This is a genomic window from Phormidesmis sp. 146-20 (genome assembly GCF_052939475.1).
Map to the genome: position 1 here is coordinate 86,262 of NZ_JBJPHT010000004.1, position 25,216 is coordinate 111,477.

Below are 25,216 nucleotides of genomic sequence, written 5' to 3' on the forward strand. Positions count from 1 at the left end.
CAGAGCGCTGTACCCGAATCTCACAACCTGTACTTCTTCGCTCGTGCCTCACTTGGTCTTGAGATCTTCTTGGGACTCGCCTACATCATGGTGGACACAGACGCTTCGATCGTCCAGGAGTTTTTGAAACTGCATTCGATGCATTCCCATCAATTTGCTAGCTTTTCCCAAACTGATTTTGTCTTGACGAAAAAGCATAAGTACAATCTCCAAGGAACGATCGCGCTCAATTTTGTGGTTGAGAAGCTAACAGTGATTTAATTTTCTTCAGCACTTTCTCTTGTTCGCTTTTAAGTTCTTCTAGTTGCTCGATCGCATCTTTGAGCTGTTCTTTAGAAGTTTGTTTTCTGCCTTTCAACGATCGTATTGAGAAAGGTTTCAATATCAGTGTGCCCAGCCAGTAGATTAGTTTGATGGGTGCCTGAAGGACAATTAGCCAGAGTCGTTCGGTAAGACGAGCAATTAGATTCAGCAGTCCCCAAAATAGAAAAAATGCCAATACAACGAGTCCCAAGACCCAGAGGGGATGAGCAACCATCCAGGCAGTAATTGGATGAGCTTCGAGCCAGTTTTGAATAGAGAGACCGATCGAGTTTTGCAGGTTTGTCGCGATCGCATCACTTAAATTTGTCAGGGGTGAATTCATAACCTCAAAATTCCTGTTTTTGATGGAAATAGGCGATCGTTCAACACTCTAACTCATTAAACAGCTCACTCACACTTGAGGCAAATAGGAAAGACCTACAGCGCTCAATACCAAGGCGAAAAAACTCTACTGAGTTTACGTTAAAATCAAAGAATCTTCAATCGTATTGACATGCCTGCAAGAGATCTTTACCACGATGCAGTCAAAAATGCATTAATTAAAGATGGGTGGACAATTACAGCCGACCCTTATTTGATCAAATATGAAGATGCTGAATTGTATGCCGACTTAGCAGCAGAAAGACCGATTGCTTCGCAGTGCCCTGAAGGGGTAATCGCCGCACAGAGAGATTCACAAAAAGTTGTGGTTGAAATCAAGAGTTTTGTGGGTCGATCGCCCATGTACGATTTTCATGCAGCGCTAGGTCAATACATCGTCTACCGTAATTTAATTCAACTCACTGAGCCTGAATACACACTTTATTTAGCCATTGATAAAGCTACTCACAACGACTTTTTTCAGCGTAAATCTGTGCAAGCCGTGACTAGAGAAAACAAGCTTCTTTTACTTGTAGTTGATATTCAGAGAGAGGAGATTTCACAATGGATAAACTAGAACACTATCGCAGCATTATCAAGAAGATCTTAACTACCTATCATCAGATGACATCATCTAAACCTGATGTAGAAAATCTTCTCGCTTTTGATGAAGAACATGATCAATATCTTTGGTTTCGCTGGGGATGGCAAGACGACAAGAGAATTCGTCACATTACAATATATCTTCGCATCAAGAATGACAAGATTTGGGTTGAGGAAGATATAACGGATTTATGTGTTGTGGATGATTTGTTAGAAGCCGGAGTACCAAAAAGCAATATTGTTTTGGGCTTTCAACCACCGAGTAAGCGATCGTTGACCGAGTTTGCGATCGCATAGACCAGCCACTTCAAATAGAGGGAGGCTCGATCGAACGCCTGAAATTTTACCTGACTCAGAAACAAGTTTGATGAAGTCATCGCCCCGAACTCACTGCATGGGGCAAACGCATCTAAAGCTTAAATTGGGCTTTCGAGTCTGACGAGCTAATGGATCTATTGAGCAGCCGTCGATCACCTCTACTACAACACCGACCAACTTTGACAGTTCGCTCCAACAGAATTACTATACTGCGTGAACCGTGTAGGTCACCTCTAGACTTTCATTTCAGCAAATTTTTCCTATGCTACCCTCTGTTAAAGCTGTTTGTGCTTTGCAATTATGGTTTTGCCCCCTGTCTCACCACGCCCAGATAAGCTACCCCTGAATGATCCTAACTTCTCATGGGATCGGTTCGAGTCGTTCTGCCTTGATTTCATATCTAAACTTCCTGAAACAAAAAACTGTCATCGCTATGGAACGCAAGGAGACCCTCAAAAAGGAATTGATATACTTGCTGATTTAGAAAATGGACAGAAGTGGGCATTTCAGTGCAAGCAATATGAAAAGTATATAGAGAGTAAAGCTAGAAAAGCTATTCAAAAAGCCACATATCATGCTGATCGATATATCTTGTTACTAAGTTGTGAAGCAACTGCTAGAGTGCGAGATGTCGTAAGTAATACTCCAACTTGGGATGTGTGGGACGTACAGGATATTTCTCAAAAAATAAGGAATTTCCCTCAGGAAACTTCTTATAGTCTGATTAATGCTCACTTTGGTTCTGTATGGGGTAAAGAGTTCTTGGGGCTTGCAGAATCTACTGAGTTCATTTCAGTAAATCAATTCAACAACCAAACGTCACTTCTCTTAAGAAAAATACGAGAGGCTTTTGAGAAAGATCTATTGGCTCTAAGGAGTAATTCTGGTCATCCTAATGGCATTGTTCTATCAAAACTAGCCCATTTAGCTGTCGAAGAAGAAGGAGATTTCGATATTGCCATAGAAGCTTTTATGTCTCTTCTTCGTTTAGCTCATGAAGTCAGAGAAAAAGGACTGACAGGTTATGTATCTGGTGAGAAAAGTGCTAGCAAGCTAGTGATTCAACCAGTCAGCGCCACATTGCAGTCTGCAAATATTACTAATTCAGCTATCAAAGTTCTAAAACTATTCGCAAGAACTGATTATGGATTACTAAGACGAGCAAATGAACGTGCGAGGTTGTATTCGCTCATAGGTGATTCCCAGTTTTCTCAACTCTCAAATTACTCTCAGATTCCATATGGATCTTTTGGTGCTGTCAATACCATCTGGAATGCTACATGCTTGGATCTTTATGCTGTAGGCATGAAATTAGAGGCAAAAGAAATAACCAGACTTATGTATGACACTTTATTGGGGTTAGCCTTTGTAGCTCGCACGCAAGGAATTATCCTTCCAGAGCCACCCAAAATGATATATAAGACTATTAGTGGTGAGCGATGGATAGCAGCAGATCAACATAAAGATCTACTTCCAATTGTTTCACTAGCGAATGCAATTGCAACACTACCTATTGAACTGTTTAGCTATGCTCTTGAGTCTTTTAGATACTTCACTGGCATAATGCCTCCTCAAAAGATTAGTGAAAATGATAAGAAGCTTGCAGATGAGCTTGAAGTAATAAAGAGATGGGCTGTCATACCAGGTTTGGCAATGGTGTGCGGTATTTCACTTAAAACGCAGCAAGATTTGGAAGCCTTTAATAACGAGCTTCAAGCAGTGCACATATCTGGAAATCAGATTAGTGTAAAGCTCGTTGAGTATCTTTTGACGGAACGTACTTTGGCATTGAAGGAGAATGCGTGGCTCGGTTTTGATCCTTTGCTAGTAGTTAACAAATTACTCTCTCTGTCATAAACCATTTGTTTTACAACTTAAAACGCTCAAACGGCTTCAGGCTACGCCTTAGCTCAGATGTTTAGCCATTTTGACGTGTTTAAGCTTTTCCAGGTTCCAACTCACGTAAGCCATCTTATTTGAATGGATAACTTTTTGGAGGATTGGGTGATACATCAGAAGCCGCCCTCAAATTTTGACGCAAGCACCCTAAACTCACTGCAAAAATTACTTGACTTTTACAGAGAAATTCTTGTACGCTCACTGATTAAGTTGCCTTGCGTGAAGTGTTCGGCAATCGGATACCCAAAAACTCTAGTCGTCGCCGCTCAAAGCTGTTGGCCGCAGCAATGAACGGCTGACCCCCAAGCTGACTGAGACCCAGCGTGGAGGCTAATGGAGAATCATAGCATTCCTCCTAGTCATCCTGCTTTGTCCTGCTTGTGGGATGGCTAGGTTTTTGGGCCTTCTTTCGTTTCAAGATTTAGGCCCAAAATTTAGGAGAAGCCCCAAATGTCTGACAATCTGCGTGATTTTCTGTCTGACGACGAGCCGCCGACTAGTTATGAAAAGGTGAGAATTTTGATCATTGGCTTTCCAGCAGGTGTCACCGAAACGATTCACACGTTGTACAGTCTCAGTTTTGCCGAAGTGAATGATTGGAGTCCGCTGTTACCCGCGCCCAGACCGGGAGAAGTGATGAGCATTTTGAGGCGCGATCGACATAGGAGGGATGAGGGATGAGGGATGAGGGATGAAATTTTTATTGATTCATCAGTGCCAATAGCGAAAATCTGGTATCGCTGAATCACGGGATGAATCGCCTCATAGCCTTGCAATGCTTAGAACCAAACGTTTCAAAGTCCCCCAAAATGGGGGATTTAGGGGGCGAGAGGATTGGCAACCTTCACCGATTTCTCTCCAATCAGCAACGCCAAGTTCTAATCTTCCTTTCATCCCTCATCCCTCATCCTTCATCCCTAAAAAAATCGCCCCTCCAAGACTTTCATCTCAAATGGGCGAAATAACCATGACGTTTGACCTTTTAGAGACGCAAAAGCCCAGATTTGAGCCTTCACGGTTGCCCGATGCAACACTTAACGAGCGATCGCAGCACTCAACTTGCCCACGATCGCATCCGCATTTTTGCGCGCGTCGCCAAACAGCATGTGAGCGTTCTCTTTGTAGAACAGTGGGTTCTCTACGCCTGCATAACCGCTGGCCAGACTGCGTTTCATCACAATCACAGTTTTGGCCTTCCAAACTTCTAAAACGGGCATTCCGGCGATCGGGCTTCCCGGATCTTCCATCGCGCTCGGATTCACTGTATCGTTTGCCCCAATCACCAACACCACATCGGTTTCAGGAAAATCTTCGTTAATTTCATCCATTTCTAACACGATGTCATAGGGCACATTCGCCTCAGCCAGCAAGACGTTCATGTGTCCCGGCAGACGACCCGCTACGGGGTGAATCCCAAACCGCACCTTGATGCCTTGATCGCGCAACTCTTTGGTGATCTCAGCGATCGGGTGTTGAGCCTGAGCGACGGCCATTCCGTAACCGGGGACGATGATCACACTTTTAGCGTTTTCCAGTAGTTCCACCGCGCCTTCAGTGGTAATCGATTTGGCTTCACCCACAGGTTCACTGCTTTTTGCCGCACTCGATCCCGTCGCCCCAAACCCACCGAGAATGACGCTGATAAACGATCGATTCATCGCCTTACACATGATGTAGCTGAGAATCGCGCCACTGCTGCCGACCAACGCTCCTGTGATGATCAGCAAATCATTTGAGAGCATGAAGCCTGCTGCCGCCGCCGCCCAACCCGAATAGCTGTTGAGCATCGAAATCACCACGGGCATATCTGCACCCCCGATGCCCATGACGAGATGAATTCCCAGGAGACAAGCGATCGCGGTCATCACTAACAACGGCTGCAATCCCGCCCCGTTCATGAATTGGAATCCTAGCCAGCCACAAGCGCCCAACATCGCCAAATTCAAAAAGTGACGTGCCGGAAGCATCAGAGGTTTGCTGCTGAGAATGCCGCGCAGTTTGCCAAAGGCGACGATCGACCCGGTGAAAGTAATCGCTCCGATGAATACTCCGATGAAGATTTCGATCTCGTGAATGGTCGCTTCTACGCCTGTGAGCGATTGGGGACTCAGGTAATTGCCAATCCCAACCAGGACGGCTGCCATTCCGACAAAGCTGTGCAGCATGGCCACCAGCTCAGGCATTTCGGTCATGGCCACTCGCCCCGCCAAAATTGCGCCAATGATGGCTCCAGGAACGATCGCTCCCGCCAACACCCCGTATCCTGACACATCACTTCTCAGGGCCGTCGCAATAAAGGCAACCAGCATTCCCAAAATTCCAAACAGATTGCCCTTCTGAGAGCTTTCTTGGTTTGAGAGTCCGCCCAGACTGAGAATAAATAACGCACTCGCCGCAATATAAGCGACCGTTGAAATGCTTTCTGACATGGGTTTCTCTCTATTTTTGGAACATTTTGAGCATTCGTTGAGTCACCAAAAATCCGCCTGCGATGTTGATGCTGCCGATCAGAATGGCGATCGCCCCCAAAATCGTCGTTGCAGAAGTCAGTGGGCCAGAAATTTGCAGCATTCCACCGATAATAATGATGCCGCTGATTGCATTGGTCACACTCATCAAAGGCGTATGCAGCGCGGGTTTCACATTCCAGATCACCTGCCAGCCAATAAAGCAAGCCAGCACAAACACTGTGAAGTGGGATAGAAACGAGGGCGGCGCACTGATGCCAATTCCGACCAAAACAGCCCCGATCAGAACTGGCCAAATCCAGGTATTCTTTTTCTTAGGCTGGGCCGGCTGAACGGCAGACACTTCTTTAGGAGCAGGTTTCGCGGTTTCTACAGGCGCAGGTGGCTTTGGCGGGGGATAGGTGATTTCGCCTTCATGAACGACTAACGCACCACGCACCACTTCATCATTGAGATCCACTCGATAATCGTCATTTCTGCCCATGTCGTCGAGCAGGTGACACAAATTTTTGCCGTAAAGCTGACTGGCTTGGTTGGCCATGCGACTCGGCAGATCGGTCAAGCCAACGATCGTCACCCCGTTGTAGCGATAAATTTCTCCCGGCTTGGTGACTTCACAGTTTCCACCCTGCTCGGCTGCCATATCTACGATCACCGAGCCTTCCTTCATGCTCTCTACCATCGCAGTCGTGATCAATTTTGGCGCAGGTCTCCCTGGAATCAACGCCGTCGTAATAATGATGTCTACTTCTTGAGCTTGAGCGGCAAATAAATCCATCTCAGCTTTGATGAATTCTGGACTCATCACCTTGGCATAGCCGCCCGCTCCGTTGCCGTCTTCCTCAAAATCCAGTTCGAGAAACTCAGCACCCAAACTTTCAACCTGTTCTTTCACGACAGGACGAGTATCAAACGCCCGCACGATCGCCCCCAATCCTCGTGCCGTCCCGATCGCTGCCAACCCAGCCACCCCTGCCCCAATCACCATCACCTTCGCAGGAGGCACTTTCCCGGCTGCCGTAATCTGCCCTGTAAAAAATCGCCCAAACTGATTTGCCGCCTCGACGACCGCTCGATATCCCGCAATGTTGGCCATCGAACTCAAGGCATCCAACTTTTGGGCCCGACTGATCCGAGGAACGGCATCCATTGCGATCGCCGTTGCCTTCCGATCCGCCAGCCTTTGCAACAAATCTGGGTTTTGTGCTGCCCAAATGAAGCTAATTAACGTTCCGCCTTCGCGCAGCAATTCGGTTTCATGCTTGTTCAAAATCGGGTGGTGTCCGGGTGCGCGCACCTTCAGCACCAAATCTGACTCATTCCACAGCGTCTCAGGGTCAGAAATAATCCGACAATCTGCTTGTTTGTAAGCCTCATCAGGAAAATTTGCACAGTCTCCAGCGCCCGATTCGACCAACACTTCAAAGCCATACTTTTGCAGAATTTTGGCGGTGTCTGGAGTCGCTGCAACCCGACATTCACCCACAAAAATTTCTTTTGGAATGCCGATTTTTTTATGGAGTTTTGTTTCAGATATTGACTGATGATCAGATTCAGCTTCTTTTTCGATGGCGATCGTCATGAACCTCTCCTTAAATGAACCAGGGAATCTGCCAAGCTGTCTGCGATCGTTGCTTTCAACCGTTTCTCTTAACCGATAGAAACCACGTTCTTGTTCTTTACGATGAACGAGACTAAGGGACGAAATCCGTTCTTTCAGACGCTCCAATGCTGCCGAGACGCGAGGGCAAGTTTACAGAATCTAGAGAAATCATAGACACATTCAGCATCCTGAGTGAGTTCTCTAGAATCAATTCTTATCGTTAACCTGGCTTAAAATTCGGTTTCGTAAGAAATAGAAACTAGAGTCGTAATAGAGCTTCAAACAGTACGAAACTTTTGGAACAATTGGTCATAAATCTGCGCCTACTTTGAAAATATTTCAACTTAAATACATAGATATTCACAAATTAGATATTTACAAAGTTTTTTGGTTGCACACAGACAGCTTGTTTATTCTTTAGAGTTCTAAAAAAATCGAGCAATATAGGCCTAAACTCCTAGCCTTTTGTCAACTGGATTAAGATATATTTTTCTGTCTTTAAACTAACTCCGTAGATTCCCTGAATGGTGGCTACAGTCCTCACGTATCACTTCATCGCTTCATAACCAAATCTCAGCTTCATTAAAAGCCTGCATGAAGATGCAAGGTCAGGGAGAAAGACATCGGGAAATTGCCGTAGAAGTGATGTAGGTTAATTCACTGATCGAACTAACCCGCTCGCGATCGCCCTTTCCACTTCCCCAGGCAAGGCAAGAAATCGGTTTTAAAAAGCAAAACTACTTCTCTTTGATTCCGAATTCACGATTCACAGCCTGTAGATAGATAGAGTGTCCCTGAAGATTTTCAAGAAGATAGTCCCCAGATTCACTTGAGTCGGATGTGGTAGAAGCTTGCGGAACCCCGACTTGTGTTCCTTAGCCCCGGATGGCGGGAACACTACGACAAAGCAGCTAAAGCAACCGACTGCCCATTTCACCTAGAGCACCCGAAACGAACATGATGCCAGCAACTTCCTTCTACGCTGATGCAGACTACGAAACCTCCCCCAATGAGTTTCGTCCCCCGTCCTATGCTCAGGGCTTTGAAGCAGGTTTCGCCGATCGCGATACAGAACCTGACCTGATCGATTTGGAAATTGAGTACGCGGACAGAGTTCGCACTCCAACTCGACGGACGACTGACCTGGTGCGACTATACCTGCAAGAAATTGGTCGCGTTCGGTTGCTGGGGCGAGATGAAGAAGTTTCAGAAGCGCAGAGAGTGCAACGCTACATGCGGCTGCTAGAGGAGCGCAACGAAGCGGCAACCAAGGGTATTGTCCCAATTCAGCGCTATGTGTCCTTGATTGAGGCGCGCGATCGTCTCGCGTCGAGTCTAGGGCATCGTCCCTCTCTAGAGCGTTGGGCGGCGGCAGCCGAGGTGACGGTTCCTGATCTTAAGCCAATCCTGGCAGAAGGTAAGCAGCATTGGGCCAAGCTGGTTGACCTCCCCGTCGAAGAGTTAGAAGACATTCAAAATCAAGGACTGTCTGCAAAAGAGCACATGATCAAGGCCAATTTGCGCCTGGTCGTGTCAGTTGCCAAGAAATACCAAAACCGAGGGCTGGAACTCCTGGATCTGATTCAAGAAGGCACGTTGGGCTTAGAGCGAGCGGTTGAGAAGTTTGATCCCACTAAGGGATACCGCTTTAGCACTTATGCGTACTGGTGGATTCGTCAGGGCATCACGCGGGCGATCGCCACTCAAAGCCGAACCATCCGCCTCCCCGTCCACATCACCGAAAAGCTGAACAAAATCAAGAAGGCGCAGCGCAAAATCTCGCAAGAAAAAGGACGCACCGCCAGCATTGAGGACATCGCCACTGAGTTGGAGATGGAACCAGCCCAGGTGCGAGAAGTCTTGATCCGAGTGCCGCGATCGGTTTCTCTTGAAACCAAAGTCGGCAAAGAGAAAGATACCGAGCTAGGCGATTTGCTCGAAACCGAAGAAGTGTCGCCCGAAGAAACCTTGATGCGTGAGTCGCTGCGTCGTGATTTGCTACAACTGCTGGCGGATCTGACCGATCGCGAACGAGACGTGATTCAAATGCGCTTTGGTTTGGGGAGTGACGGACATCCCTACTCGCTGGCAGAAATCGGTCGAGCCTTAGACCTCTCTCGTGAGCGGGTGCGCCAAATCGAAGCTAAGGCCTTACAAAAACTTCGTCAGCCCAAACGCCGTAATCGGGTGCGTGACTACCTGGAGTCTCTCAGCTAGTCGAGTTTCAAGGGTTCAATCTCTAAGAGTTAATGGTAGGGACGTGGCGATCGCGTCTCTATTTTTTGTCTAGTATTTGTAGAAACGCTGGCTTGCTCGAATTAGCATTTGAAAAGAAATTTAATCGCTAGGTTTGCGTGATGAGTCGCTTCAGCAATTCGGATTGCACCTAATTATCAAGTACCTGAGTTTTGAGAAGCGATCGTAAGCTCTTTCAAGCTAGATCTCCCGTCTTTACAGCGTTAGAAGCGCTTCAGCAGTTGACGATTATTCTCATTAAGAAGATTTTCTTGATAATCAACCTGTGATTCTGTATGCTATATTCTCAAGAAAGGAGGCTCTGTTGAGAATATGAACGCTCCTGTTTATACATCTGCATCACTCAAAGCTGAACTCAATGAAAAGGGGTGGCGACTGACTCCACAGCGCGAAACCATCCTACAGGTTTTTCAAAATCTTGAAGAAGGAAACCACCTTAGCGCCGAAGATCTCTACGAGGTTCTCAAAGCTGACGGAGAAGGCATCAGTCTTTCTACCATTTACCGCACGCTCAAGCTTATGGCGCGGATGGGGATTTTGCGAGAGTTAGAATTAGCCGAAGGTCACAAGCACTATGAGCTAAACCAACCATATCCTCACCATCATCATCATTTGATCTGCGTTCGGTGCAGTAAAACGATCGAGTTTAAAAGTGACCCTATCCTCAAAATCGGCACCAAAGCCGCTCAGAAGGAGGGCTATCATCTGCTGGACTGTCAACTGACAATTCATGCAGTTTGCCCGACCTGTCAGCGATCGCTGCTTCCCGTCTAATCTGTCGGCTAACGATAGGCAACTCTGGCATCTAAGCCTCGCGCTCGGAGCGAATTGGATTGGCGATCGGCTCGTTCAACATTGGGGTAGCGGCCCGCTTCCACATAGTCACCCAGCTTCGATGTTCTTTCGACGGCTGCGGGGAAAAATTGTCTGACCTGCGAGAGTGTAACCGCGCCCTGCTTTGGAATCACAACATGATAGCGATTGACTCGATCAATAGAGCCGATCGTCCCAATGCCCAACTGATTCAGCGTTCTAGCATCTGCAATGCCCGTTTGTGGGAGTCGTTGAGCCGCTTGAAACCGCAGAACGGCATCTCTAGTGATTGAGCCATAGTATCCCGTTGGAGAAGCCTCAAAGTAGCCCCGTGCGCTCAGTCGGCGTTGCAGATCTTCTACATCTGAACCGCTACTGCCGATCGTCAATTCGCGACTGTTGGCAATGGGTGGACGGGGAGTCGTCGGTTCGATTGGGGCACTGTTGTTCAATGCTTGATAGACCTGAGATCCGACTACTCCATCTGCGGTCAATCCCCAGTCGCGCTGGAGTCGGATTACTGCGGATTCGGTCTGGGGGCCAAAAACGCCATCGATCGTCCCTGTGTAATAGCCTGCTGCGCTCAAGCGATTCTGCAAATCAGAAACAGCCGATCCTCTGCTGCCGAGTCTGAGAATGCCGCTCAGGTTATTCGTCGGGTTGAGGGTTTGACTGGAGCCGCCAATCACTGGGCTGCTGGCTAAAGCGGAAAGGGTGGCAGGGCCGACAATCCCATCTGGCACTAGGCCTAATCTGCGCTGGCAGGTGATGACCGCTTCTCTGGTCTGAGGGCCAAAAACCTCATCTACCAAGCCTGAATAACAGCCCTTGTTTGTCAATTGGTTTTGCAAATTGCCGACTTCGGAACCTCGATCGCCCTCTTGCAGTAGAGCCATTGCCGCACTTGCGAGACTCAAAATCGTCAGGCTAACTGCAATGCTCAAAAGCTTTACCCAGACCCCACTTGGAAGCTTTTGCCAATTTAGACTATCCAAAATTCTCAAAGGCCGAACGGGAGAGCGAAAGTCTTTGGGCAATTCGTTCTCGCAGGCAAGGTGCAGATAACCAAGGGTTTCCATATTCTTTTGATAGGCGTAAATGATGAGGCTAAGAGGACAGGCTTGTGCTTTTCCTTTGACAACATCTTAGCTGGATCATCCCTAGAGTGCCTATATCTCGGCAGACATTAACAGATCTACCTTAAGAAAGAAATTTCATCTTTTCAAAACAAATGTAGTCCCTTTTCTAAAGATTCAATGTTATTGAGCAGATTTCTCAACGTTTCCAGCCTTAACCCAGCCTTCTCGATCGCCCGTTTGCAACCGGACTTTTTGCCAATCTCCATCTGTGCTGGTTTCTAATACAAACACTTTATCGTTGAAGTCGATGCCACCAATCTGTGAAGAATCGCGACCTGGCGCATCTCTCAAAATCAGACCGATCGGCTGGCTCACCCGTCCCGCAAAGGCTCCCGCAGGGAGTGGTTTGGCAGAGGGCGTATCATCCTGGACTTCCGGTTTCTCGACAGCTTTTGATTTAGCGACTGGTTTCGAGGCTAAAGGCTTGTCGTTCGGATAGATCGGCTTAGGAGGGGGCGCACTCAATTTGGTAATGAAGTATTGAGCCGCCATCAGACTGCCCCCAGCCAGCAGCGCGATCGCCAAAAGCAATCCCACAGAAACTTTGACTAAACCTGACCAACTCATCAAGTCACCCTCATCAAACGGTGAAGCAAGCAAGATATTAACATTGATTTTGCGATCGGCACGCCACCCTGAAGATTTTTCTCACCTTGAAATTGGCGATCGAGTTCGCTAGGGTGATGTCAGATTTTGGAGAAGTCATGATGCGTTATCAAACGGTTGCTGGATTTGTTGCCACAAGTGTTTTGCTTTCTGCGACTGCTTTGCGATCTGAGCCGTCACCGACGATTAGCCGTCTAGTGTTACGCGATCGTATTGTGGTGATTACATCGGTTCAGAAAGGTCTTCTCTATTCAGTTAAGACCGATCGCGGTGAAGTGCTAGATGCCAATCTCAGTGAGGCTCAACTTGAGGCAAAACATCCTGAGCTATATCAAAAGCTTCGTCCCGCTGTGGCTCGTCCGTTGGGGTCGATCAAACGGGAGTCGATCAACAAAAGGGAAATCCTTTGGATGGGAGTCCCAGCGATCAAAGAACTGAAATAACGTTTCCATGACTCATTCTGGCTGCTGCAACTGGCGCTGGATGCGATTGCTCAGGCTGCTGTGCTTTGAGGCCATGCGCGCCTTGCCAGCGGCCGCCCACTCTTGGAGAAATTCAATCTGCTCTTTGGCAGTCCGGGCGAGCGGAACGATCTGACTAGCCGCTTCGAGAATGTCGTCGGTAGTAAAGTCGCGATTTTGGCTAAACCCCAGGTGCATCGCTTCGGTCAAAGTTTGCTCGATTTCGGCACCCGAGAAGTCCGGCGTTTCGTAGGCGAGGCGATCGAGATCGTAGTGCTTGAGATTGTGGGGACGCAGGCGAGAAAGATGAACGGCAAAAATCGCCCGTCTTTCTTCTTGAGCAGGCAGACCGACAAAGAAAATTTCATCAAATCGACCTTTCCGCAACATTTCGGGCGGCAGGGATTGAATGTTGTTGGCCGTCGCCACAACGAAGACAGGAGAAGTTTTTTCTGCCAGCCAGGTGATGAAGGTGCCAAAGACGCGACTGGAGGTTCCCGCATCACCTCGACTATCTAGTCCAGAAAACGCTTTGTCGATCTCGTCGATCCACAAAATGCAGGGAGCCAGCGCTTCTGATAGTTGAATCATTTGACGAGTACGCGATTCAGATTCGCCAACCAGCCCGCCAAATAGCCGACCCACATCCAATCGCAGTAACGGCAGGTGCCAGTGGTGGGCGATCGCTTTTGCCGTCAGTGATTTCCCAGTTCCCTGAATTCCGACCAGCAACAAACCTCTGGGATGAGGCAAGCCATACTGTCGTGCCCGTTCTGAAAAAGAGCCACCCCGCAGCAGCAGCCAGTCTTTCAGGTTATCCAGTCCTCCAATATCAGAGATATTCTCTGTTGCAGGATAAAACTCTAAAATTTGGGTTTGTCGAATGGTTTGTCGCTTTTCTTCCAAGATCAGATCGACATCTTCGGGTTGCAGTTCACCATGTAGGGCGATCGCTCTCGCTAAAACCCGGCGAATCCGCTCGGTCGAGAGTCCCTGACACGATCGCACTAGCTCATCCAAAACTTTGGGTTCCAATCGTTGTCCCGTCGCTCCTAACAGTCGGTCAATCTCTGTTTTGATCTCGATCGCGCCCGGTAAGGGAAACTCCAGAACGGTCAGCACCTCGCTCAGGTCGTCTGGAATCGAAACGTTGGGAGACAGTAAGACGAGATTTTTGGGTTGAGACTTCAGCAACCGCCCCAGATTTCGCAGCTTACGTGAGATCGAAACGTCCTCTAGAAATCGATGAAAATCTCGTAAAACAAAGATTGCGGCGGCACTGGCGGGTAGCTTCTCGACAAATTCTAGCGCTTGGAGCGGATTGCGCTTGCCAACACCGAGATCATTGGGATTGCCTTGATAGCCATCGACAAAATCCCAGATATACACGGCCCGATCGCCTTGATTTTTGGCACACTGAGCGATCGTTGCTTCCACACGCTCTTCTTCACGGGTGGGAATGTAGATCACCGGATAGCGGGCCCGAAGCAGCAGATTAAATTCGTCGCTGAAGCTCATAGATCATGGAGGAGCATTTAGCCCGGTCAGCAGTTAAAGTCTTACTAACACCGTACACTACTGTCCCAGTCTCTACCGCTATCTTATGAGGGAAGCTGACCTTTCAAGGATTCTAAAGAAGCCCAACGCTGATCGATCGCAGGCTTGGAGTCAGCCTTTTTCACCTCAATTCCTTGACAGTCCTGACTGCAAATCTGACGTTGCGGAATCTCTAAACACAACTGCTCATACAGCCACGCCGAAGGCTCAAAGTACCCGTTGGGGGGCAGCGTCTCAATCAAATCATCCATTGAAAGGTCGCGATCGAGGGGCAGTTCTTCAACTTGTGCTTCTTTCTCAGTTAGCCAGAGCATCTCAGACGCTGACACCGAGAGACGATGGTTAAATTGTTGTAAACAACGGTGACACATGAGCGTGACAATCGTTTCCGCTTGAGCAGAAATTTCGAGATAGTTGCCCTGATGGGTGACTTTCAAGACGCCCTGCACGGGAGTCAGAGTGGGCAAGTTAGGCAAAATCTCTTTGAACTCGATCGCCTGGCTGCGCTCAGGAGCTTGGGTCAACCGAGGAATGTAAATCGCTTCCATGAATTGAGGCAATCCTATTAAAAACTAAGATGCCTGCACATTTTCAGCACAGGCAACCATTACATACTTCTATTTTAGGCGTTGCTGAACGAGGTGTTTGACCCACTCCAGGATTAAATTTGAGGCTGATCAGGCTGTACAGGACGGACAACTAGACGACGATCGGGTTCTTGCCCTCGGCTAAACGTCTCCAGACCGGGGCTGTCTTTGAGAATGGTGTGAATCTGTCGCCGCTCGGCAGAGGACAGCGATTTGATTTCATACTCTGCGCTAGTTTGTCGAGCCTGTTCAGCAGCCTGTTCAGCAATCTTTAGCAACGCTTGCTGACGGCGTTCTCGATAGCCCGCAAGCTCGATCGTATAGGCACCCTGCAACTCGCCTGTTTGACCCAGATTGAGAATGGAGTTTGCTAGATATTGGATCGAGTCCAACACTGCGCCTTCGGTTCCGATTAAAGAATCAACCTGGTCAGTTTGAAGGGCAGACTGGTCGATCGTCAGCCAACAACTCGCCTCGGAAAACGTTTCTCTCATCTGGGTCGTCACAGGTGCTGGAAGACTTGCTAACTTTAAGAATTCTTCTAGCCACTCCTGACCTCTTTGCTGAAGCTGATCACCCATGTTAAGCCTTCTTTTTACGACCGGGTTCAAATGGTAGATCGTCAGACCCCTTTTCTTTGCTCGTCTTTGCCGCTTCTGCATCCACAATTTTTTGCAGATTTTCGGGTAGAGGCTCACGCGACAGGACAAAAGTTTGAGCCGTCTGGAAAATGTTGGCAATGACCATGTACATCAACACCCCAGCCGGAAGTGGGAAGAAGAGGAACATGCCAGAGAAGATAATCGGCGTGATTTTGTTAACGGTATCTTGTTGAGGATTGCTGCTCGGCCCACTACTTTGACCTGAGAGCAACTGGTTGATGTATAAACTAACGCCAAAAAAGATCACCATGCCAATGATGTCCCAGTGCAGCGCTCCATCCGGATCGATCGCGCCTACACGTCCCAGCTTATCGATAAACAAAAATCCTTTATCAGCCGCCAGTCCTGGAACAATCGCTTGAACGGTGGCATCTCCGGGCTGAAGGGCTTCGATCGTGCCGTCGTCGTTCAGCTTGATTCGCTCGGCGCCGTTAGTGACTTTGAACTTTGGCTTGAGATTGCTGTCAGGATACTCAGACACCAGCGCGTCAAACGGCTTACCGTCGTTGGTCTGAAACTCAACTTTAGTTTTTTCGCCAACGGCTAACTGGGTGCCACTGGGAGCGATCGCCGCAATCTTTGCATGAACGCCGTCAGCTACAAAAATGTTTTGAGGCGGAGTCACAAAAGCCTGAACCTGCTCCACCTGACCTGTGGGGGTCACCTGAAAGTTGAAAGTGTAGGGCACGTCTGAGAAGGGTGATCCCCGCAGAGTGGCGAACAACGCAAACAGAACGGGCATTTGCAGCACCACTGGAAAGCAGCCAGCCAGGGGATTACCAAATTCTTTATAAACTGCGCTCATGGCTTCCTGCTGCTTGGCAGGATCGTCCTTGTAGCGCTCTTGAATCTCCTTAACTCGTTTTTGCATGGCAGGCTGAGACACCTTCATGCGGCGCATACTGCGAATCGAGCCAGCACTCAAGGGGTAAAGCGCAAAGCGAATTACCAGCGTTAGTGCCACGATCGCTAAACCGTAGCTGGGCACGATCCCATAGAAAAAGTCTAGGATCGGCAGCATTACGTTGTTGGAAAGAAAGCCTATACCGAAGTCCATTCGCCTTACGTCTACCTAAAGAGAATTCTGAGTTTGCCGAGTTTGATCGAGTTGATGTGGCTCGGCGTGTACGCTAGCTGGCACACCACGTCCCAGTCTAGCCTGTACACCCTATCATTAACCGTCCATAGACAAGCGGAATTCCCTACTTGCCCAGTGCACCACTGGCTTTTTTAGCGCGATCGGACAGCTTATCGTTGATATAGTCGTAGACTTCTCGAAACTTGGGCACCGAGCGAAGCTCTAACCGACTGCCATCTCGCAGCGTCACAACCATATCGCCCCAAGCACCCAACCCACGGGGAACGGTGACGACTTTGACAATCTCGGAATAAATGAGATCGGTACGATCGCGACCCATCCATCCACCTGTGACGGTAATCCGCCGATTTGTAATTCTATACCGCAGCCAGAGCGCTCGGACAACTGAACCGATGGTCAAGGGAATACAGATCACCGTAGTCGCCAACAACAAACCGATAATCAAATCACCGACATGAGGGCCGCCTTCGTAATAAACCTCTTCTTTAATCGCCATTTATCACCTCAGCGTCTACCAACAACTGCTTTAATTCTTGCAGAAATTGGAAGTAATCGCACTTAATCGCAGATTCTCTAACGACAATCACGACTTTCCAGCCGTGAGGGATGAGAGGAAGTAACTGGCGCAAAGCCACTCGGATCTGCCGTTTAATGCGGTTTCGCACAACAGCGTGTTTGCTGACTTTTTTGCTGATGGAGATGCCAATCTGGGAGGGCGACTGCTCATCCTTCTGGCGGGGACGCAGTGCCCTGACCGCCAGGTTAGCTGAGTTTCGACGCAGACCTCGCTGATAGACAGCACCAAAGTCTCGTCGTTGTTTGAGTCGATTTGCTTTGGGCAATGCCATCTCAGACCTCGCCCTGCCTCTACAAAAGATTCAGAAATTAACCAGAAACCGAAAGCCGTGCCCGACCTTTTTTTCTCCGAGCCGTGATTACCCGCCGACCGTTGGGGGTTCTCATTCTCGCCCGAAAGCCAGAGACTCTTCTTCTCTTGCGGCTGGTTCCTTCTAAAGTGCGTTTAGTCATTGTGGTTGCTTTAGCTAAAGGTGAAGTGACCGTCAAAAAGCCACAGTCTACAAATATACCACCTGAAAAAGTGAGTGGGAACTAAAAAGTGAAGCGCTTCGATCGAAACCCTTCACTCTTCAAGATTTTGAGATGATTTGAAACTAGCTGATGGTAATGATCCAGGTGCCGAGCGATCGCAGCAAAGGTACATCTCCGGGAGACAGCACGTTGCAGTTAAAGTAAAACATGCCGCCGCTGCTAGGGTTTCTGACGTTTGAGAAAATCAGTTCGACGTTGGTGCCTGCGGGGACGGGTTCTTTAGGAAAGACTTCGATCACGTAGTTTTCTTTTGACCACTTGACTTCTTCGATGGCGACTTTTTTGTCGTTGACCATCAGTTCGACATCTTTGGGATCAAACGTGCCCTTAAAGTAGTTGGGATAGTCGATCGCAAACTGAGCGACAGCCACCTTCATCTTGGCGCGGGGAACTCGCAGACGGTAGCGATCCCAGGAGTTAGAGTTTCCACCAAAATCAAGACGGTAGCTCAGTTGGTTTTCGCTCTTGACTCCACTAAAGATTGTCAATCCGGGCAGGCCTTGGGCAAAGGCGACGATCGGCAGGGTCGACGTGAGGCAACCTGCGATCGCCAATGTGGAAACGACACGTCGCATCGAAAATCCTCTGAGCAGCATAGGCGTTTTACCTGAAAAACAAGAGTTAGGGGTTTTCATGAGCTTTATCAATATCGACATTAGCAGCAAAAGACAAGAAATAGCTCAATGAGGAGCGACGTAAGTCTCGACGAAGAAATTTCTAGTAGGTGCCTGATTGGTCTAAGACAAGCGAAATGATTCACCGAGTTCATCTACTTTGTAATTCTACCAATAACGCCGGAGTGCTGCGTTCTTCAGACTAGCGAAGCGCTTTATAACGGTACTCCGTTTGGTTGTAGGTGGATCACGTTAACCCTCACTTACGAATTTAAGCTAGTCCCCACTTCCGACCAGGCGGCACTCATTGAGGAATGGCTGATTGTTTGCCGCAAAGTCTGGAATTACGCACTGCGTGAACGCAAAGACTGGATTGAATCTCGCAAGTGTGAGGTCAATGCTTGCTCCATTCGACGGGAATACATCATTCCGGCTGACGCGCCCTCTCCCAACTTTGCTCACCAGTGCAAGTCATTGACTGACGCAAAGACAACAAATCCAGAACTCAAAGCGGTCAATGAAACATACGCTGGATGCTGGATTTGGTCAATTTCTCAATCAGATATTGCCCTGGGTGTGCTGGAAGCGAGAGGTGCATTTTGGCAAGGTGAACCCTAGAGGAACGAGCCAAGAGTGTCCAGATTGCGGGGCAACCGTCAAAAAGGATTTGAGCGATCGGGTTCATCAGTGTTTGGAATGCGGATCAACCAAGCCTAGAGATATTGCCTCTGGGGAAGTAATCCGCAATCGAGGATTATCCGCCGGGGGGCACACGGTAGATCAAGCAGTCTGTGGAGGCGTACTGGCGGGGGCAGCGATGTCTAGTCAAGTGCCTGTGAAGCAGAAACCTAAGTCGTGAGTCTTAAGAATCTACGTCTATCCCCGAAGGGTTGGGCGTAGAGGATGTCAACTTTCTAAACTTCTGGCTTGCTGTCACGAAGCATCAGGGCTGAAACGGCGGCGTGAGGGGTGACTTCACCTTGCAAGAGTTGATGAACTTGAGACGAAATCGGTACTGAAATCTTCTGTTGCTCCGCCAGTCGAATGAGCACCTGTGTCGTGTTGACTCCTTCTGCGGTGCCTTCTAACTGAGCCAGAACGTCAGATAACGGTTTGCCCTGCGCTAACCCATAACCTACCTGATAATTTCGGCTCAAGGCACTGTTGCAGGTGGCTAGCAGATCGCCCAAGCCTGATAGTCCATAAAACGTTTCAGCTTTTGCGCCCCAATAGGTGCCGATGCGAATCATTTCGGCGAGTCCGCGAGTGACGAGGGCTGCTTTGGCGTTGGTTCCTAGATTTAGACCGTCACAGGCTCCGACGGCGATCGCAATCACATTCTTTAACGCGCCCCCCAGTTCAACGCCCAGGGGATCGGAATTGGTATAAACGCGAAATCGAGCCGAAGAAAGGGCAGCTTGTACCCGTTCCGCCGCCTGTAAGTCTGAGCTTGCAACCACACTGGCCGCAGGCAAGCCTTGTTGAATCTCTTTGGAGAGGTTTGGCCCCGAAAGAATCGCGACAGCGTGAGCAGGAAAAGCAGCTTGCCAGAGTTGCGACGGGAGAAGAGGCAAAGCGACCCCTTGCGGGTAACTCGAAGAGATCGCCGTTCCTGAATTGGCATCCAGTCCTTTGGTCGCTGTAACGAGAAGGGTTTGAGGCGAGAGGGATGATCGTAGCCCTGAGATCACCTCTCTTACGCCTTTCATCGAAATCGCTGACACAACCACATCGGCGTTCTCGATCGTGGTCTGAAGGTTGCTGCTCTGACGCGACCACACCTCAACTTGATGCCCATTGTCTCTGGCCAGATTCGCCAGCGTCGAACCCCAGGCACCCGCCCCCATCACCACAACCTTCAACCCTGCCCCCGTGGGTTGTTTTGCATCAGCGTCTTGACTTGTTCTGCGTGATAAGAACTGCGGGTGAGCGGTGAAGAAACGACTTGCAGAAAGCCGATCGTCGCCCCATATTCCTGCCAGAGATCGAACTGATCAGGAGTCACAAAGGTCTGAACACCCAAATGTTTCTGGCTTGGTTGGAGGTATTGCCCGATCGTCAGAATGTCACAATCGACCGTTCGCAGATCGCGCATCGTTTGCCGGACTTCTTCATCTGTCTCACCCAGACCGACCATGATCCCAGATTTGGTGTAGGTGTGCGGACTGATTTCGCGGGTGCGTTTGAGCAGGTCGAGCGATCGCGCATAGTCGCCTTGAGGTCGGACTCGCCGATACAACCGAGCGATCGTTTCGGTATTGTGATTGAGAACTTCTGGGTTAGCGTGGAGAATGATAGCCAGCGCGTCCCAATTGCCACAGAGGTCAGGGATGAGAACTTCGATCGTCGTCTGAGGCGAGACGGCCCGAATCCCTTGGATACAGCGCACAAATTGAGCCGCTCCGCCATCTGGCAAGTCATCTCGATTGACAGAAGTAATCACCACATGATTGAGGCGCATTCGTCGCACGGCTTCGGCTAGTCGCGTCGGTTCGGTGGGGTCTAGTGGCTGTGGCTTCTTCTCAAAATCAATGTCGCAATAGGGGCAGGCCCGCGTGCAAGCTGGCCCCATGATTAGAAACGTCGCCGTCCCTGCGTTAAAGCACTCGCCAATGTTGGGGCACGAGGCCTCTTCACAGACCGTGTTGAGCGATAAGTCTCGCAAAATTTCTTTGACGTTGCCGACTCGCTCCCATTGAGGAGCTTTAACCCTTAACCAGTCTGGCTTTACAACCACGCCTGTCTACCCTAAAGTTGTGCATCAATTAGTTTAACAAGTTGTTGGGCAGGATTCTCTGTGTTGGGTCGATCGTGCTACCCTATTATTGACTAACCGGGATGTAGCGCAGCTTGGTAGCGCACCTCGTTCGGGACGAGGGGGTCGTAGGTTCAAATCCTATCATCCCGATTTTTAAAGGCTGTCGTGCTTCAGAGCAATTGGCAGGTCATGGGCCGGGCTGGCTTGTGAATTCCATTTCAATAACCTTTGGACTGATCTACTTGGGGACTGCCCGAATTAATAGCCATAGCGAAAGGTTTCGTCGAATTCACGTTAACAAAGAATTTCTAAGCAGACTTCAAAGCTTTGGGCGTGTGATCAATTGAGCCAAATCACGCAAGCGGCCAGATAAATTGCACTGAGAAAGTTCATAGCGTCGATATCGAGCTTGGAAACCCACAGTGCCTTCGCGTCCAGGCAATAAATTTTTAATTCGTTCCCAGTAGTCATTTCTCAGCGCGTAATGGCGAGGGTTCGTCAGATTTTCTCAAGCATTGATAGTTCAAGTTTAGCCAAGCGATGATACGCCCTAGCCATTTGTCCAGGTTGAGATCTACCGATTCATCTGATGCGATCGCTCCCTTTCATATCGCATCCTGGAATCAGTCAATCTTCAGCTCACACTATGACTTCTGAAAATAATGCATTGTCAGCATTCTCAAATCAATTAGCCGACGCGGTAGAACAAGCCGGACAGTCTGTTGTCGCGGTGAATGCTCGTCGGAGACACGCTTCGAGTGGGGTGTATTGGCGATCGGGCATCGTGGTTACAGCCGATCACACCGTCAATCGCGATGAAGAAATCAGCGTTACTCTACCAGATGGACGCAGCGTTTCGGCTACGGTTGCGGGTCGTGATGCAGGGACGGATTTGGCCTTGCTCAAACTGCAAAATGTGGAGCGAGCGATCGCTCAAATCGGAGACTCTTCGGCCCTGCGAGTCGGGGAAATGGTGCTGGCGATCGCTCGCTCTAGTGAAGGGGCAACCAGTGCCAGTCTGGGAGTAATTGGCTCGATTGGGGGCAGTTGGCGATCGTGGCATGGTGGCCGAATCGACCAATTTATTCGCCCTTCGTTGAATCTGTATCCAGGATTTTCGGGTGGGCCGCTGATCAATGCCCAAGGACAGGTGATCGGTATCAATACGGCCGGCCCGCGACACATGACGCTTTCAATTCCAGTGGCAACGGTCAACCGCGTCGTCGATCAACTACTGCAAACTGGACGAATCGCCCGTGGCTACCTGGGATTGGGAATGCAGCCCGTTCGATTGCCCGAAACCCTGGCTCGATCGCTCAATCTTTCTAAAAGCGGCGGCGTGATCGTAGTTAGCATCGAGCCAACTGGCCCTGGAGACCAAGCGGGTGTTTTACTGGGTGACATCATCACCGCATTAGATGGAACGGCGATCGCTGACATTGGAGACGTTCATGCGGTACTCGATCCCGATCGCGTTGGACATCCCATTACAGCCCAAATGATTCGCGGCGGTGCCTTGATCGAAACCACGATTATCGTCGGCGAAAGACCAGGGAGAGAAAAATGATTCAGACAGAAATTGTAACGATCGCCGATCGCTTGCGTCAGTCAACGGTGCAGATCCGATCTGGCAAATCGGGGGCTGGATCGGGCGTGATCTGGTCGTCAAATGGACTGATTATCACCAACGCTCACGTCGTCAGAGGTCAAGAAATCGAGGTGGAACTCTCCGATGGGCGAGTCTTGCCAGCCCAAACGATCGCTCAAAGCCTTCAGCGAGATTTAGCCGCTTTGCAAATTGATGCGACGAATCTTCCAGTTGTTGAAGTCGGAGATAGCGATCGCCTGCGGGTCGGTGAGTTTGTATTGGCGGTGGGCAATCCTTTGGGGCAAGTTGGGGCGCTGACAACAGGCATTATTCACACGGCTCCTGGTTCCTGGATTCAAGCTGATATTTCACTCGCGCCGGGCAATTCAGGAGGCGCACTGGCGAACGCTCAAGGTCAGATTGTTGGTATCAATACGATGATTGTCTACGATCGCGGCTTTGCTATCCCCAGTAATGTTGTGCAGTGGTTTCTCAACCATTACGCTGATCGTCCCTATCTAGGCGTGACATTAGAATCGGTGATGGTCATGTTGGGCAAAAAACCTGCCTACGAGCTGCTCATCACCCAGATCGAGGCAGAAAGTCCCGCAGAAGCAGCCCACTTGTTGCCAGGAGACATTCTGATTGGGGTTAGAGGCACACCCTTCCAAACGATTAACGAACTGTTTCACATTCTGGAGCGATCGCACTCAGGAGACGGGCTACCCTTAGAAATTTTGCGCGGGGGCGTTGCCAAAACAATTGAAGTGGTGTTGTACGGGCGATCGACGGATGAAGCGGCAGCAGCGTGAGGAGTTCCCATTGATTGGCGTTTTGGTGGTGGCGCGATCGGCGGTGATGCGGGCGGGTTTGGAAGCGCTAATTGCGACCGATTCGGCTTTTGAAATTGTCGGAAGCACTGCCTATTCTGATCTTTTTGCTCAAATCGAGCAGCATCAGCCCCAAGTGGTGTTGTGGGAGTGGAGCGCTCAAGAGGAAGAAACTTTCCCGACTTTGCTGACAGAGAATGGGTTTCAGCCTGCGATCGTGCTGTTAATTGATGATCTGTCTGAAGGTGCGATCGCAGAATTGCTTCGGGCAGGCGTTCGGGCGATTTTGCCAAGTGAAGCGTCCGCAGATGAAATTCTGGGCGCGATCGTCGCTGCGGCTTCGGGTCTAACGGTTTTGCATCCCGACATCACAGACGTTCTGTTGCCTACGCTCCCCAGTCCCCTTCCTGGTCTGCCGTCTCAGTCACTCACGCCTCGCGAGATCGAAGTTTTGGGAATGCTGGCAGAAGGCTTGAGCAACAAAACGATCGCCCGTCGTCTCATGCTCTCTGAACACACGGTGAAGTTTCACATCAGTTCACTCTTTAGTAAGCTCAATGTCTCCAGCCGTACCGAAGCAGTAATTTTGGGCGCTCGACAGGGACTAATTCTGCTGTAGTTGAGCAGTCGGAAATTAATTAACGTGAATTCGATGGAATCTTTCGCTGCGGTTGTTAATCCAGGCAACCCCCTAAATCCCCCAATGCTGAGGGACTTTGAACTGAAGATCTTGGTCTAAAAGTCCTCCAGAATTGCTTTCCTAGTCGGCGTTGCTGATTGGAGGGATAATACGTGGGAAGGGTCAACTTTTCGCCCCCTAAATCCCCAAAATTGGGGGACTTTGAACATGGGGTTTCCCTCCGCCTTGACGCAATTCATCCCAAGATTCAGCAATGCCTCCTAGTCTGCCTTCGCAGACTTCGTTCTTGTAGGCGCGGTTTGAACCGCCCATTTAATTCACAATCCTCAAGCGATCGGCTGCAACACTCGCACTTCTTCGACCGACTTCACCTTTGGAAAATGTTTGTCCACTAAAGCGGGAATTTCTTTGGCGCTGATTTTGCAGTAGCGAGCTTTTCCAGGCATGACCACATTCGGCCCTTGACCGCAATTTTTCATGCAGCCCGTGCCTTTGATGGTTACGTCGTCCAACCCGCGATCGCCTAATGCCGTCTCTAGCGCCTGACAAACTGCCTTACCACCTCGCTTCATACAGCCCGACTTTTGACACACCAAAATATTAGCTTTTGACTTGCCGGGTTGAATCTCTGGCTTCATCGCATCGGTGGGCACGATCGGCACAACTGAGTAAGCTTTCAGTTTCGCAAATTCGCTTTCCAACTCAACTTTTTTCGTGCCCTCAACGCTCACCCAATCACCCGGAATTAGCACCCGTCCCAGTTTTGCCCTTGCTTCTTTAGACAACTTAATAAAACATTCACCATCCGCTGTCGCCAATCTCAGTTGCTTGATTTTGTAGCCATCTTCAACGATGTAGCCCAAAAACCGCCCTTCTAATCTGAATGCAGATTGACTTTTTTTCGATTTCCCCATTGTTCGA

At 49.3% G+C, this 25,216-nt stretch carries 30 protein-coding genes and 1 tRNA gene; 13 read left to right on the forward strand and 18 right to left on the reverse strand.

All coding sequences use genetic code 11. From position 1 onward, the window contains the following. Positions 1-48: 48 nt before the first annotated feature. On the reverse strand, positions 49-231 hold the full coding sequence (locus ACKFKH_RS05230; protein ID WP_446857320.1) for a UPF0175 family protein: 183 nt from the start codon (positions 229-231) through the stop codon (positions 49-51). Beyond that, positions 227-646, reverse strand: a complete 420-nt coding sequence (locus ACKFKH_RS05235; protein ID WP_446857189.1) for a hypothetical protein — start codon at positions 644-646, stop codon at positions 227-229. Before ACKFKH_RS05235 ends, ACKFKH_RS05230 begins: the two co-directional genes overlap by 5 nt. 171 nt (positions 647-817) lie before the next feature. On the opposite strand from ACKFKH_RS05235, the gene ACKFKH_RS05240 reads away from it, so the two are divergent. Further along, positions 818-1,261 (forward strand): XisH family protein, encoded by a 444-nt coding sequence (locus ACKFKH_RS05240; protein ID WP_446857190.1) that lies wholly within the window; start codon positions 818-820, stop codon positions 1,259-1,261. Beyond that, a complete protein-coding gene (locus ACKFKH_RS05245; protein WP_446857191.1) occupies positions 1,249-1,584 on the forward strand; it encodes a XisI protein in 336 nt (111 codons plus the stop codon). Before ACKFKH_RS05240 ends, ACKFKH_RS05245 begins: the two co-directional genes overlap by 13 nt. Here ACKFKH_RS05245 and ACKFKH_RS05250 read toward each other — a convergent pair. Continuing rightward, on the reverse strand, positions 1,539-1,664 hold the full coding sequence (locus ACKFKH_RS05250; protein WP_446857192.1) for a hypothetical protein: 126 nt from the start codon (positions 1,662-1,664) through the stop codon (positions 1,539-1,541). The genes ACKFKH_RS05245 and ACKFKH_RS05250 overlap by 46 nt on opposite strands. A 241-nt stretch (positions 1,665-1,905) precedes the next feature. On the opposite strand from ACKFKH_RS05250, the gene ACKFKH_RS05255 reads away from it, so the two are divergent. Both ACKFKH_RS05255 and ACKFKH_RS05260 read left to right on the forward strand, forming a co-directional pair. After that, positions 1,906-3,462: a restriction endonuclease gene (locus ACKFKH_RS05255; RefSeq protein ID WP_446857193.1), complete on the forward strand. Its 1,557-nt coding sequence runs from the start codon at positions 1,906-1,908 to the stop codon at positions 3,460-3,462. A 492-nt stretch (positions 3,463-3,954) separates the two neighbouring features. After that, positions 3,955-4,185, forward strand: a complete 231-nt coding sequence (locus ACKFKH_RS05260) for a hypothetical protein (protein ID WP_446857194.1) — start codon at positions 3,955-3,957, stop codon at positions 4,183-4,185. Between the two features lie 353 nt (positions 4,186-4,538). Here the strand turns inward: ACKFKH_RS05260 and pntB are convergent, their stop codons facing one another. Both pntB and pntA read right to left on the reverse strand, forming a co-directional pair. Then, entirely contained in the window at positions 4,539-5,933 is a 1,395-nt protein-coding gene (gene pntB / locus ACKFKH_RS05265; RefSeq protein ID WP_446857195.1) for a Re/Si-specific NAD(P)(+) transhydrogenase subunit beta, read from the reverse strand. Between the two features lie 10 nt (positions 5,934-5,943). After that, the gene (gene pntA, locus ACKFKH_RS05270; RefSeq protein WP_446857196.1) at positions 5,944-7,554 is read right to left on the reverse strand and encodes a Re/Si-specific NAD(P)(+) transhydrogenase subunit alpha; all 1,611 of its coding nucleotides are present in this window, start codon (positions 7,552-7,554) and stop codon (positions 5,944-5,946) included. Positions 7,555-8,535: 981 nt separating this feature from the next. Between pntA and sigC the strand changes: the two genes are divergently transcribed. Then, complete coding sequence (gene sigC, locus ACKFKH_RS05275) at positions 8,536-9,792, forward strand: RNA polymerase sigma factor SigC (RefSeq protein WP_446857197.1); 1,257 nt, start codon at positions 8,536-8,538, stop codon at positions 9,790-9,792. Between the two features lie 351 nt (positions 9,793-10,143). Then, positions 10,144-10,605 (forward strand): Fur family transcriptional regulator, encoded by a 462-nt coding sequence (locus ACKFKH_RS05280; RefSeq protein WP_446857198.1) that lies wholly within the window; start codon positions 10,144-10,146, stop codon positions 10,603-10,605. An 8-nt stretch (positions 10,606-10,613) separates the two neighbouring features. Here ACKFKH_RS05280 and ACKFKH_RS05285 read toward each other — a convergent pair whose 3' ends face one another. Both ACKFKH_RS05285 and ACKFKH_RS05290 read right to left on the reverse strand, forming a co-directional pair. Continuing rightward, positions 10,614-11,723, reverse strand: coding sequence for a peptidoglycan-binding domain-containing protein (locus ACKFKH_RS05285; RefSeq protein WP_446857199.1), 1,110 nt, complete (start codon positions 11,721-11,723; stop codon positions 10,614-10,616). 180 nt (positions 11,724-11,903) lie between these two features. Continuing rightward, on the reverse strand, positions 11,904-12,350 hold the full coding sequence (locus ACKFKH_RS05290) for an SH3 domain-containing protein (RefSeq protein WP_446857200.1): 447 nt from the start codon (positions 12,348-12,350) through the stop codon (positions 11,904-11,906). Between the two features lie 140 nt (positions 12,351-12,490). On the opposite strand from ACKFKH_RS05290, the gene ACKFKH_RS05295 reads away from it, so the two are divergent. Beyond that, on the forward strand, positions 12,491-12,832 hold the full coding sequence (locus ACKFKH_RS05295; protein WP_446857201.1) for a hypothetical protein: 342 nt from the start codon (positions 12,491-12,493) through the stop codon (positions 12,830-12,832). 12 nt (positions 12,833-12,844) lie between these two features. On the opposite strand, the gene ACKFKH_RS05300 is transcribed toward ACKFKH_RS05295, so the two are convergent. The 8 genes from ACKFKH_RS05300 to ACKFKH_RS05335 all read right to left on the reverse strand — a co-directional run bounded on the left by ACKFKH_RS05300 (position 12,845) and on the right by ACKFKH_RS05335 (position 18,440). Further along, a complete protein-coding gene (locus tag ACKFKH_RS05300) occupies positions 12,845-14,368 on the reverse strand; it encodes an AAA family ATPase (protein WP_446857202.1) in 1,524 nt (507 codons plus the stop codon). 83 nt (positions 14,369-14,451) lie between these two features. Then, the gene (locus tag ACKFKH_RS05305; RefSeq protein ID WP_446857203.1) at positions 14,452-14,955 is read right to left on the reverse strand and encodes a YceD family protein; all 504 of its coding nucleotides are present in this window, start codon (positions 14,953-14,955) and stop codon (positions 14,452-14,454) included. Positions 14,956-15,068: 113 nt separating this feature from the next. Next, positions 15,069-15,575: a Jag family protein gene (locus tag ACKFKH_RS05310; RefSeq protein WP_446857204.1), complete on the reverse strand. Its 507-nt coding sequence runs from the start codon at positions 15,573-15,575 to the stop codon at positions 15,069-15,071. Between the two features lies 1 nt (position 15,576). Continuing rightward, a complete protein-coding gene (yidC, locus tag ACKFKH_RS05315) occupies positions 15,577-16,713 on the reverse strand; it encodes a membrane protein insertase YidC (RefSeq protein WP_446857205.1) in 1,137 nt (378 codons plus the stop codon). 145 nt (positions 16,714-16,858) lie between these two features. Beyond that, positions 16,859-17,251 carry a PH domain-containing protein gene (locus ACKFKH_RS05320; RefSeq protein ID WP_446857206.1) on the reverse strand — a complete coding sequence of 131 codons (393 nt, stop codon included), beginning with the start codon at positions 17,249-17,251 and terminating at the stop codon, positions 16,859-16,861. After that, on the reverse strand, positions 17,241-17,603 hold the full coding sequence (rnpA, locus tag ACKFKH_RS05325) for a ribonuclease P protein component (RefSeq protein ID WP_446857207.1): 363 nt from the start codon (positions 17,601-17,603) through the stop codon (positions 17,241-17,243). The genes ACKFKH_RS05320 and rnpA overlap by 11 nt, the downstream gene beginning before the upstream one ends. A gap of 37 nt (positions 17,604-17,640) precedes the next feature. Further along, complete coding sequence (gene rpmH, locus ACKFKH_RS05330; RefSeq protein WP_446857208.1) at positions 17,641-17,784, reverse strand: 50S ribosomal protein L34; 144 nt, start codon at positions 17,782-17,784, stop codon at positions 17,641-17,643. A 143-nt stretch (positions 17,785-17,927) separates the two neighbouring features. After that, positions 17,928-18,440, reverse strand: a complete 513-nt coding sequence (locus ACKFKH_RS05335) for a DUF2808 domain-containing protein (RefSeq protein ID WP_446857209.1) — start codon at positions 18,438-18,440, stop codon at positions 17,928-17,930. A 285-nt stretch (positions 18,441-18,725) separates the two neighbouring features. Here ACKFKH_RS05335 and ACKFKH_RS05340 point away from each other — a divergent pair, with 285 nt between their 5' ends. Then, positions 18,726-19,097, forward strand: coding sequence for a helix-turn-helix domain-containing protein (locus ACKFKH_RS05340; RefSeq protein ID WP_446857321.1), 372 nt, complete (start codon positions 18,726-18,728; stop codon positions 19,095-19,097). Further along, positions 18,997-19,338: a zinc ribbon domain-containing protein gene (locus ACKFKH_RS05345; RefSeq protein WP_446857210.1), complete on the forward strand. Its 342-nt coding sequence runs from the start codon at positions 18,997-18,999 to the stop codon at positions 19,336-19,338. Before ACKFKH_RS05340 ends, ACKFKH_RS05345 begins: the two co-directional genes overlap by 101 nt. A gap of 55 nt (positions 19,339-19,393) precedes the next feature. On the opposite strand, the gene ACKFKH_RS05350 is transcribed toward ACKFKH_RS05345, so the two are convergent. Beyond that, entirely contained in the window at positions 19,394-20,332 is a 939-nt protein-coding gene (locus ACKFKH_RS05350; RefSeq protein WP_446857322.1) for an NAD(P)H-dependent glycerol-3-phosphate dehydrogenase, read from the reverse strand. Between the two features lie 5 nt (positions 20,333-20,337). After that, positions 20,338-21,216, reverse strand: a complete 879-nt coding sequence (lipA, locus tag ACKFKH_RS05355; RefSeq protein ID WP_446857211.1) for a lipoyl synthase — start codon at positions 21,214-21,216, stop codon at positions 20,338-20,340. Between the two features lie 97 nt (positions 21,217-21,313). Between lipA and ACKFKH_RS05360 the strand changes: the two genes are divergently transcribed. From ACKFKH_RS05360 to ACKFKH_RS05375, 4 genes are all read left to right on the forward strand, one after another. Beyond that, positions 21,314-21,387, forward strand: a tRNA-Pro gene (locus tag ACKFKH_RS05360). A 496-nt stretch (positions 21,388-21,883) separates the two neighbouring features. Then, the gene (locus ACKFKH_RS05365) at positions 21,884-22,804 is read left to right on the forward strand and encodes a S1C family serine protease (protein ID WP_446857212.1); all 921 of its coding nucleotides are present in this window, start codon (positions 21,884-21,886) and stop codon (positions 22,802-22,804) included. Further along, complete coding sequence (locus ACKFKH_RS05370) at positions 22,801-23,637, forward strand: S1C family serine protease (protein ID WP_446857213.1); 837 nt, start codon at positions 22,801-22,803, stop codon at positions 23,635-23,637. The genes ACKFKH_RS05365 and ACKFKH_RS05370 overlap by 4 nt, the downstream gene beginning before the upstream one ends. After that, positions 23,618-24,274: a response regulator transcription factor gene (locus tag ACKFKH_RS05375; RefSeq protein WP_446857214.1), complete on the forward strand. Its 657-nt coding sequence runs from the start codon at positions 23,618-23,620 to the stop codon at positions 24,272-24,274. The genes ACKFKH_RS05370 and ACKFKH_RS05375 overlap by 20 nt, the downstream gene beginning before the upstream one ends. Before the next feature lie 347 nt (positions 24,275-24,621). Here the strand turns inward: ACKFKH_RS05375 and ACKFKH_RS05380 are convergent, their stop codons facing one another. Beyond that, complete coding sequence (locus ACKFKH_RS05380; protein ID WP_446857215.1) at positions 24,622-25,209, reverse strand: (2Fe-2S) ferredoxin domain-containing protein; 588 nt, start codon at positions 25,207-25,209, stop codon at positions 24,622-24,624. Positions 25,210-25,216 lie beyond the last annotated feature (7 nt).

Coding starts and splice junctions, on each gene's coding strand:
- ACKFKH_RS05235 (WP_446857189.1), bottom strand. CDS start 646: ATGAATTCACCCCTGACAAATTTAAGTGATGCGATCGCGACAAACCTG.
- ACKFKH_RS05240 (WP_446857190.1), top strand. CDS start 818: ATGCCTGCAAGAGATCTTTACCACGATGCAGTCAAAAATGCATTAATT.
- ACKFKH_RS05245 (WP_446857191.1), top strand. CDS start 1,249: ATGGATAAACTAGAACACTATCGCAGCATTATCAAGAAGATCTTAACT.
- ACKFKH_RS05250 (WP_446857192.1), bottom strand. CDS start 1,664: ATGACTTCATCAAACTTGTTTCTGAGTCAGGTAAAATTTCAGGCGTTC.
- ACKFKH_RS05255 (WP_446857193.1), top strand. CDS start 1,906: ATGGTTTTGCCCCCTGTCTCACCACGCCCAGATAAGCTACCCCTGAAT.
- ACKFKH_RS05260 (WP_446857194.1), top strand. CDS start 3,955: ATGTCTGACAATCTGCGTGATTTTCTGTCTGACGACGAGCCGCCGACT.
- pntB (WP_446857195.1), bottom strand. CDS start 5,933: ATGTCAGAAAGCATTTCAACGGTCGCTTATATTGCGGCGAGTGCGTTA.
- pntA (WP_446857196.1), bottom strand. CDS start 7,554: ATGACGATCGCCATCGAAAAAGAAGCTGAATCTGATCATCAGTCAATA.
- sigC (WP_446857197.1), top strand. CDS start 8,536: ATGCCAGCAACTTCCTTCTACGCTGATGCAGACTACGAAACCTCCCCC.
- ACKFKH_RS05280 (WP_446857198.1), top strand. CDS start 10,144: ATGAACGCTCCTGTTTATACATCTGCATCACTCAAAGCTGAACTCAAT.
- ACKFKH_RS05285 (WP_446857199.1), bottom strand. CDS start 11,723: ATGGAAACCCTTGGTTATCTGCACCTTGCCTGCGAGAACGAATTGCCC.
- ACKFKH_RS05290 (WP_446857200.1), bottom strand. CDS start 12,350: ATGAGTTGGTCAGGTTTAGTCAAAGTTTCTGTGGGATTGCTTTTGGCG.
- ACKFKH_RS05295 (WP_446857201.1), top strand. CDS start 12,491: ATGCGTTATCAAACGGTTGCTGGATTTGTTGCCACAAGTGTTTTGCTT.
- ACKFKH_RS05300 (WP_446857202.1), bottom strand. CDS start 14,368: ATGAGCTTCAGCGACGAATTTAATCTGCTGCTTCGGGCCCGCTATCCG.
- ACKFKH_RS05305 (WP_446857203.1), bottom strand. CDS start 14,955: ATGGAAGCGATTTACATTCCTCGGTTGACCCAAGCTCCTGAGCGCAGC.
- ACKFKH_RS05310 (WP_446857204.1), bottom strand. CDS start 15,575: ATGGGTGATCAGCTTCAGCAAAGAGGTCAGGAGTGGCTAGAAGAATTC.
- yidC (WP_446857205.1), bottom strand. CDS start 16,713: ATGGACTTCGGTATAGGCTTTCTTTCCAACAACGTAATGCTGCCGATC.
- ACKFKH_RS05320 (WP_446857206.1), bottom strand. CDS start 17,251: ATGGCGATTAAAGAAGAGGTTTATTACGAAGGCGGCCCTCATGTCGGT.
- rnpA (WP_446857207.1), bottom strand. CDS start 17,603: ATGGCATTGCCCAAAGCAAATCGACTCAAACAACGACGAGACTTTGGT.
- rpmH (WP_446857208.1), bottom strand. CDS start 17,784: ATGACTAAACGCACTTTAGAAGGAACCAGCCGCAAGAGAAGAAGAGTC.
- ACKFKH_RS05335 (WP_446857209.1), bottom strand. CDS start 18,440: ATGCGACGTGTCGTTTCCACATTGGCGATCGCAGGTTGCCTCACGTCG.
- ACKFKH_RS05345 (WP_446857210.1), top strand. CDS start 18,997: ATGAAACATACGCTGGATGCTGGATTTGGTCAATTTCTCAATCAGATA.
- ACKFKH_RS05365 (WP_446857212.1), top strand. CDS start 21,884: ATGACTTCTGAAAATAATGCATTGTCAGCATTCTCAAATCAATTAGCC.
- ACKFKH_RS05370 (WP_446857213.1), top strand. CDS start 22,801: ATGATTCAGACAGAAATTGTAACGATCGCCGATCGCTTGCGTCAGTCA.
- ACKFKH_RS05375 (WP_446857214.1), top strand. CDS start 23,618: ATGAAGCGGCAGCAGCGTGAGGAGTTCCCATTGATTGGCGTTTTGGTG.
- ACKFKH_RS05380 (WP_446857215.1), bottom strand. CDS start 25,209: ATGGGGAAATCGAAAAAAAGTCAATCTGCATTCAGATTAGAAGGGCGG.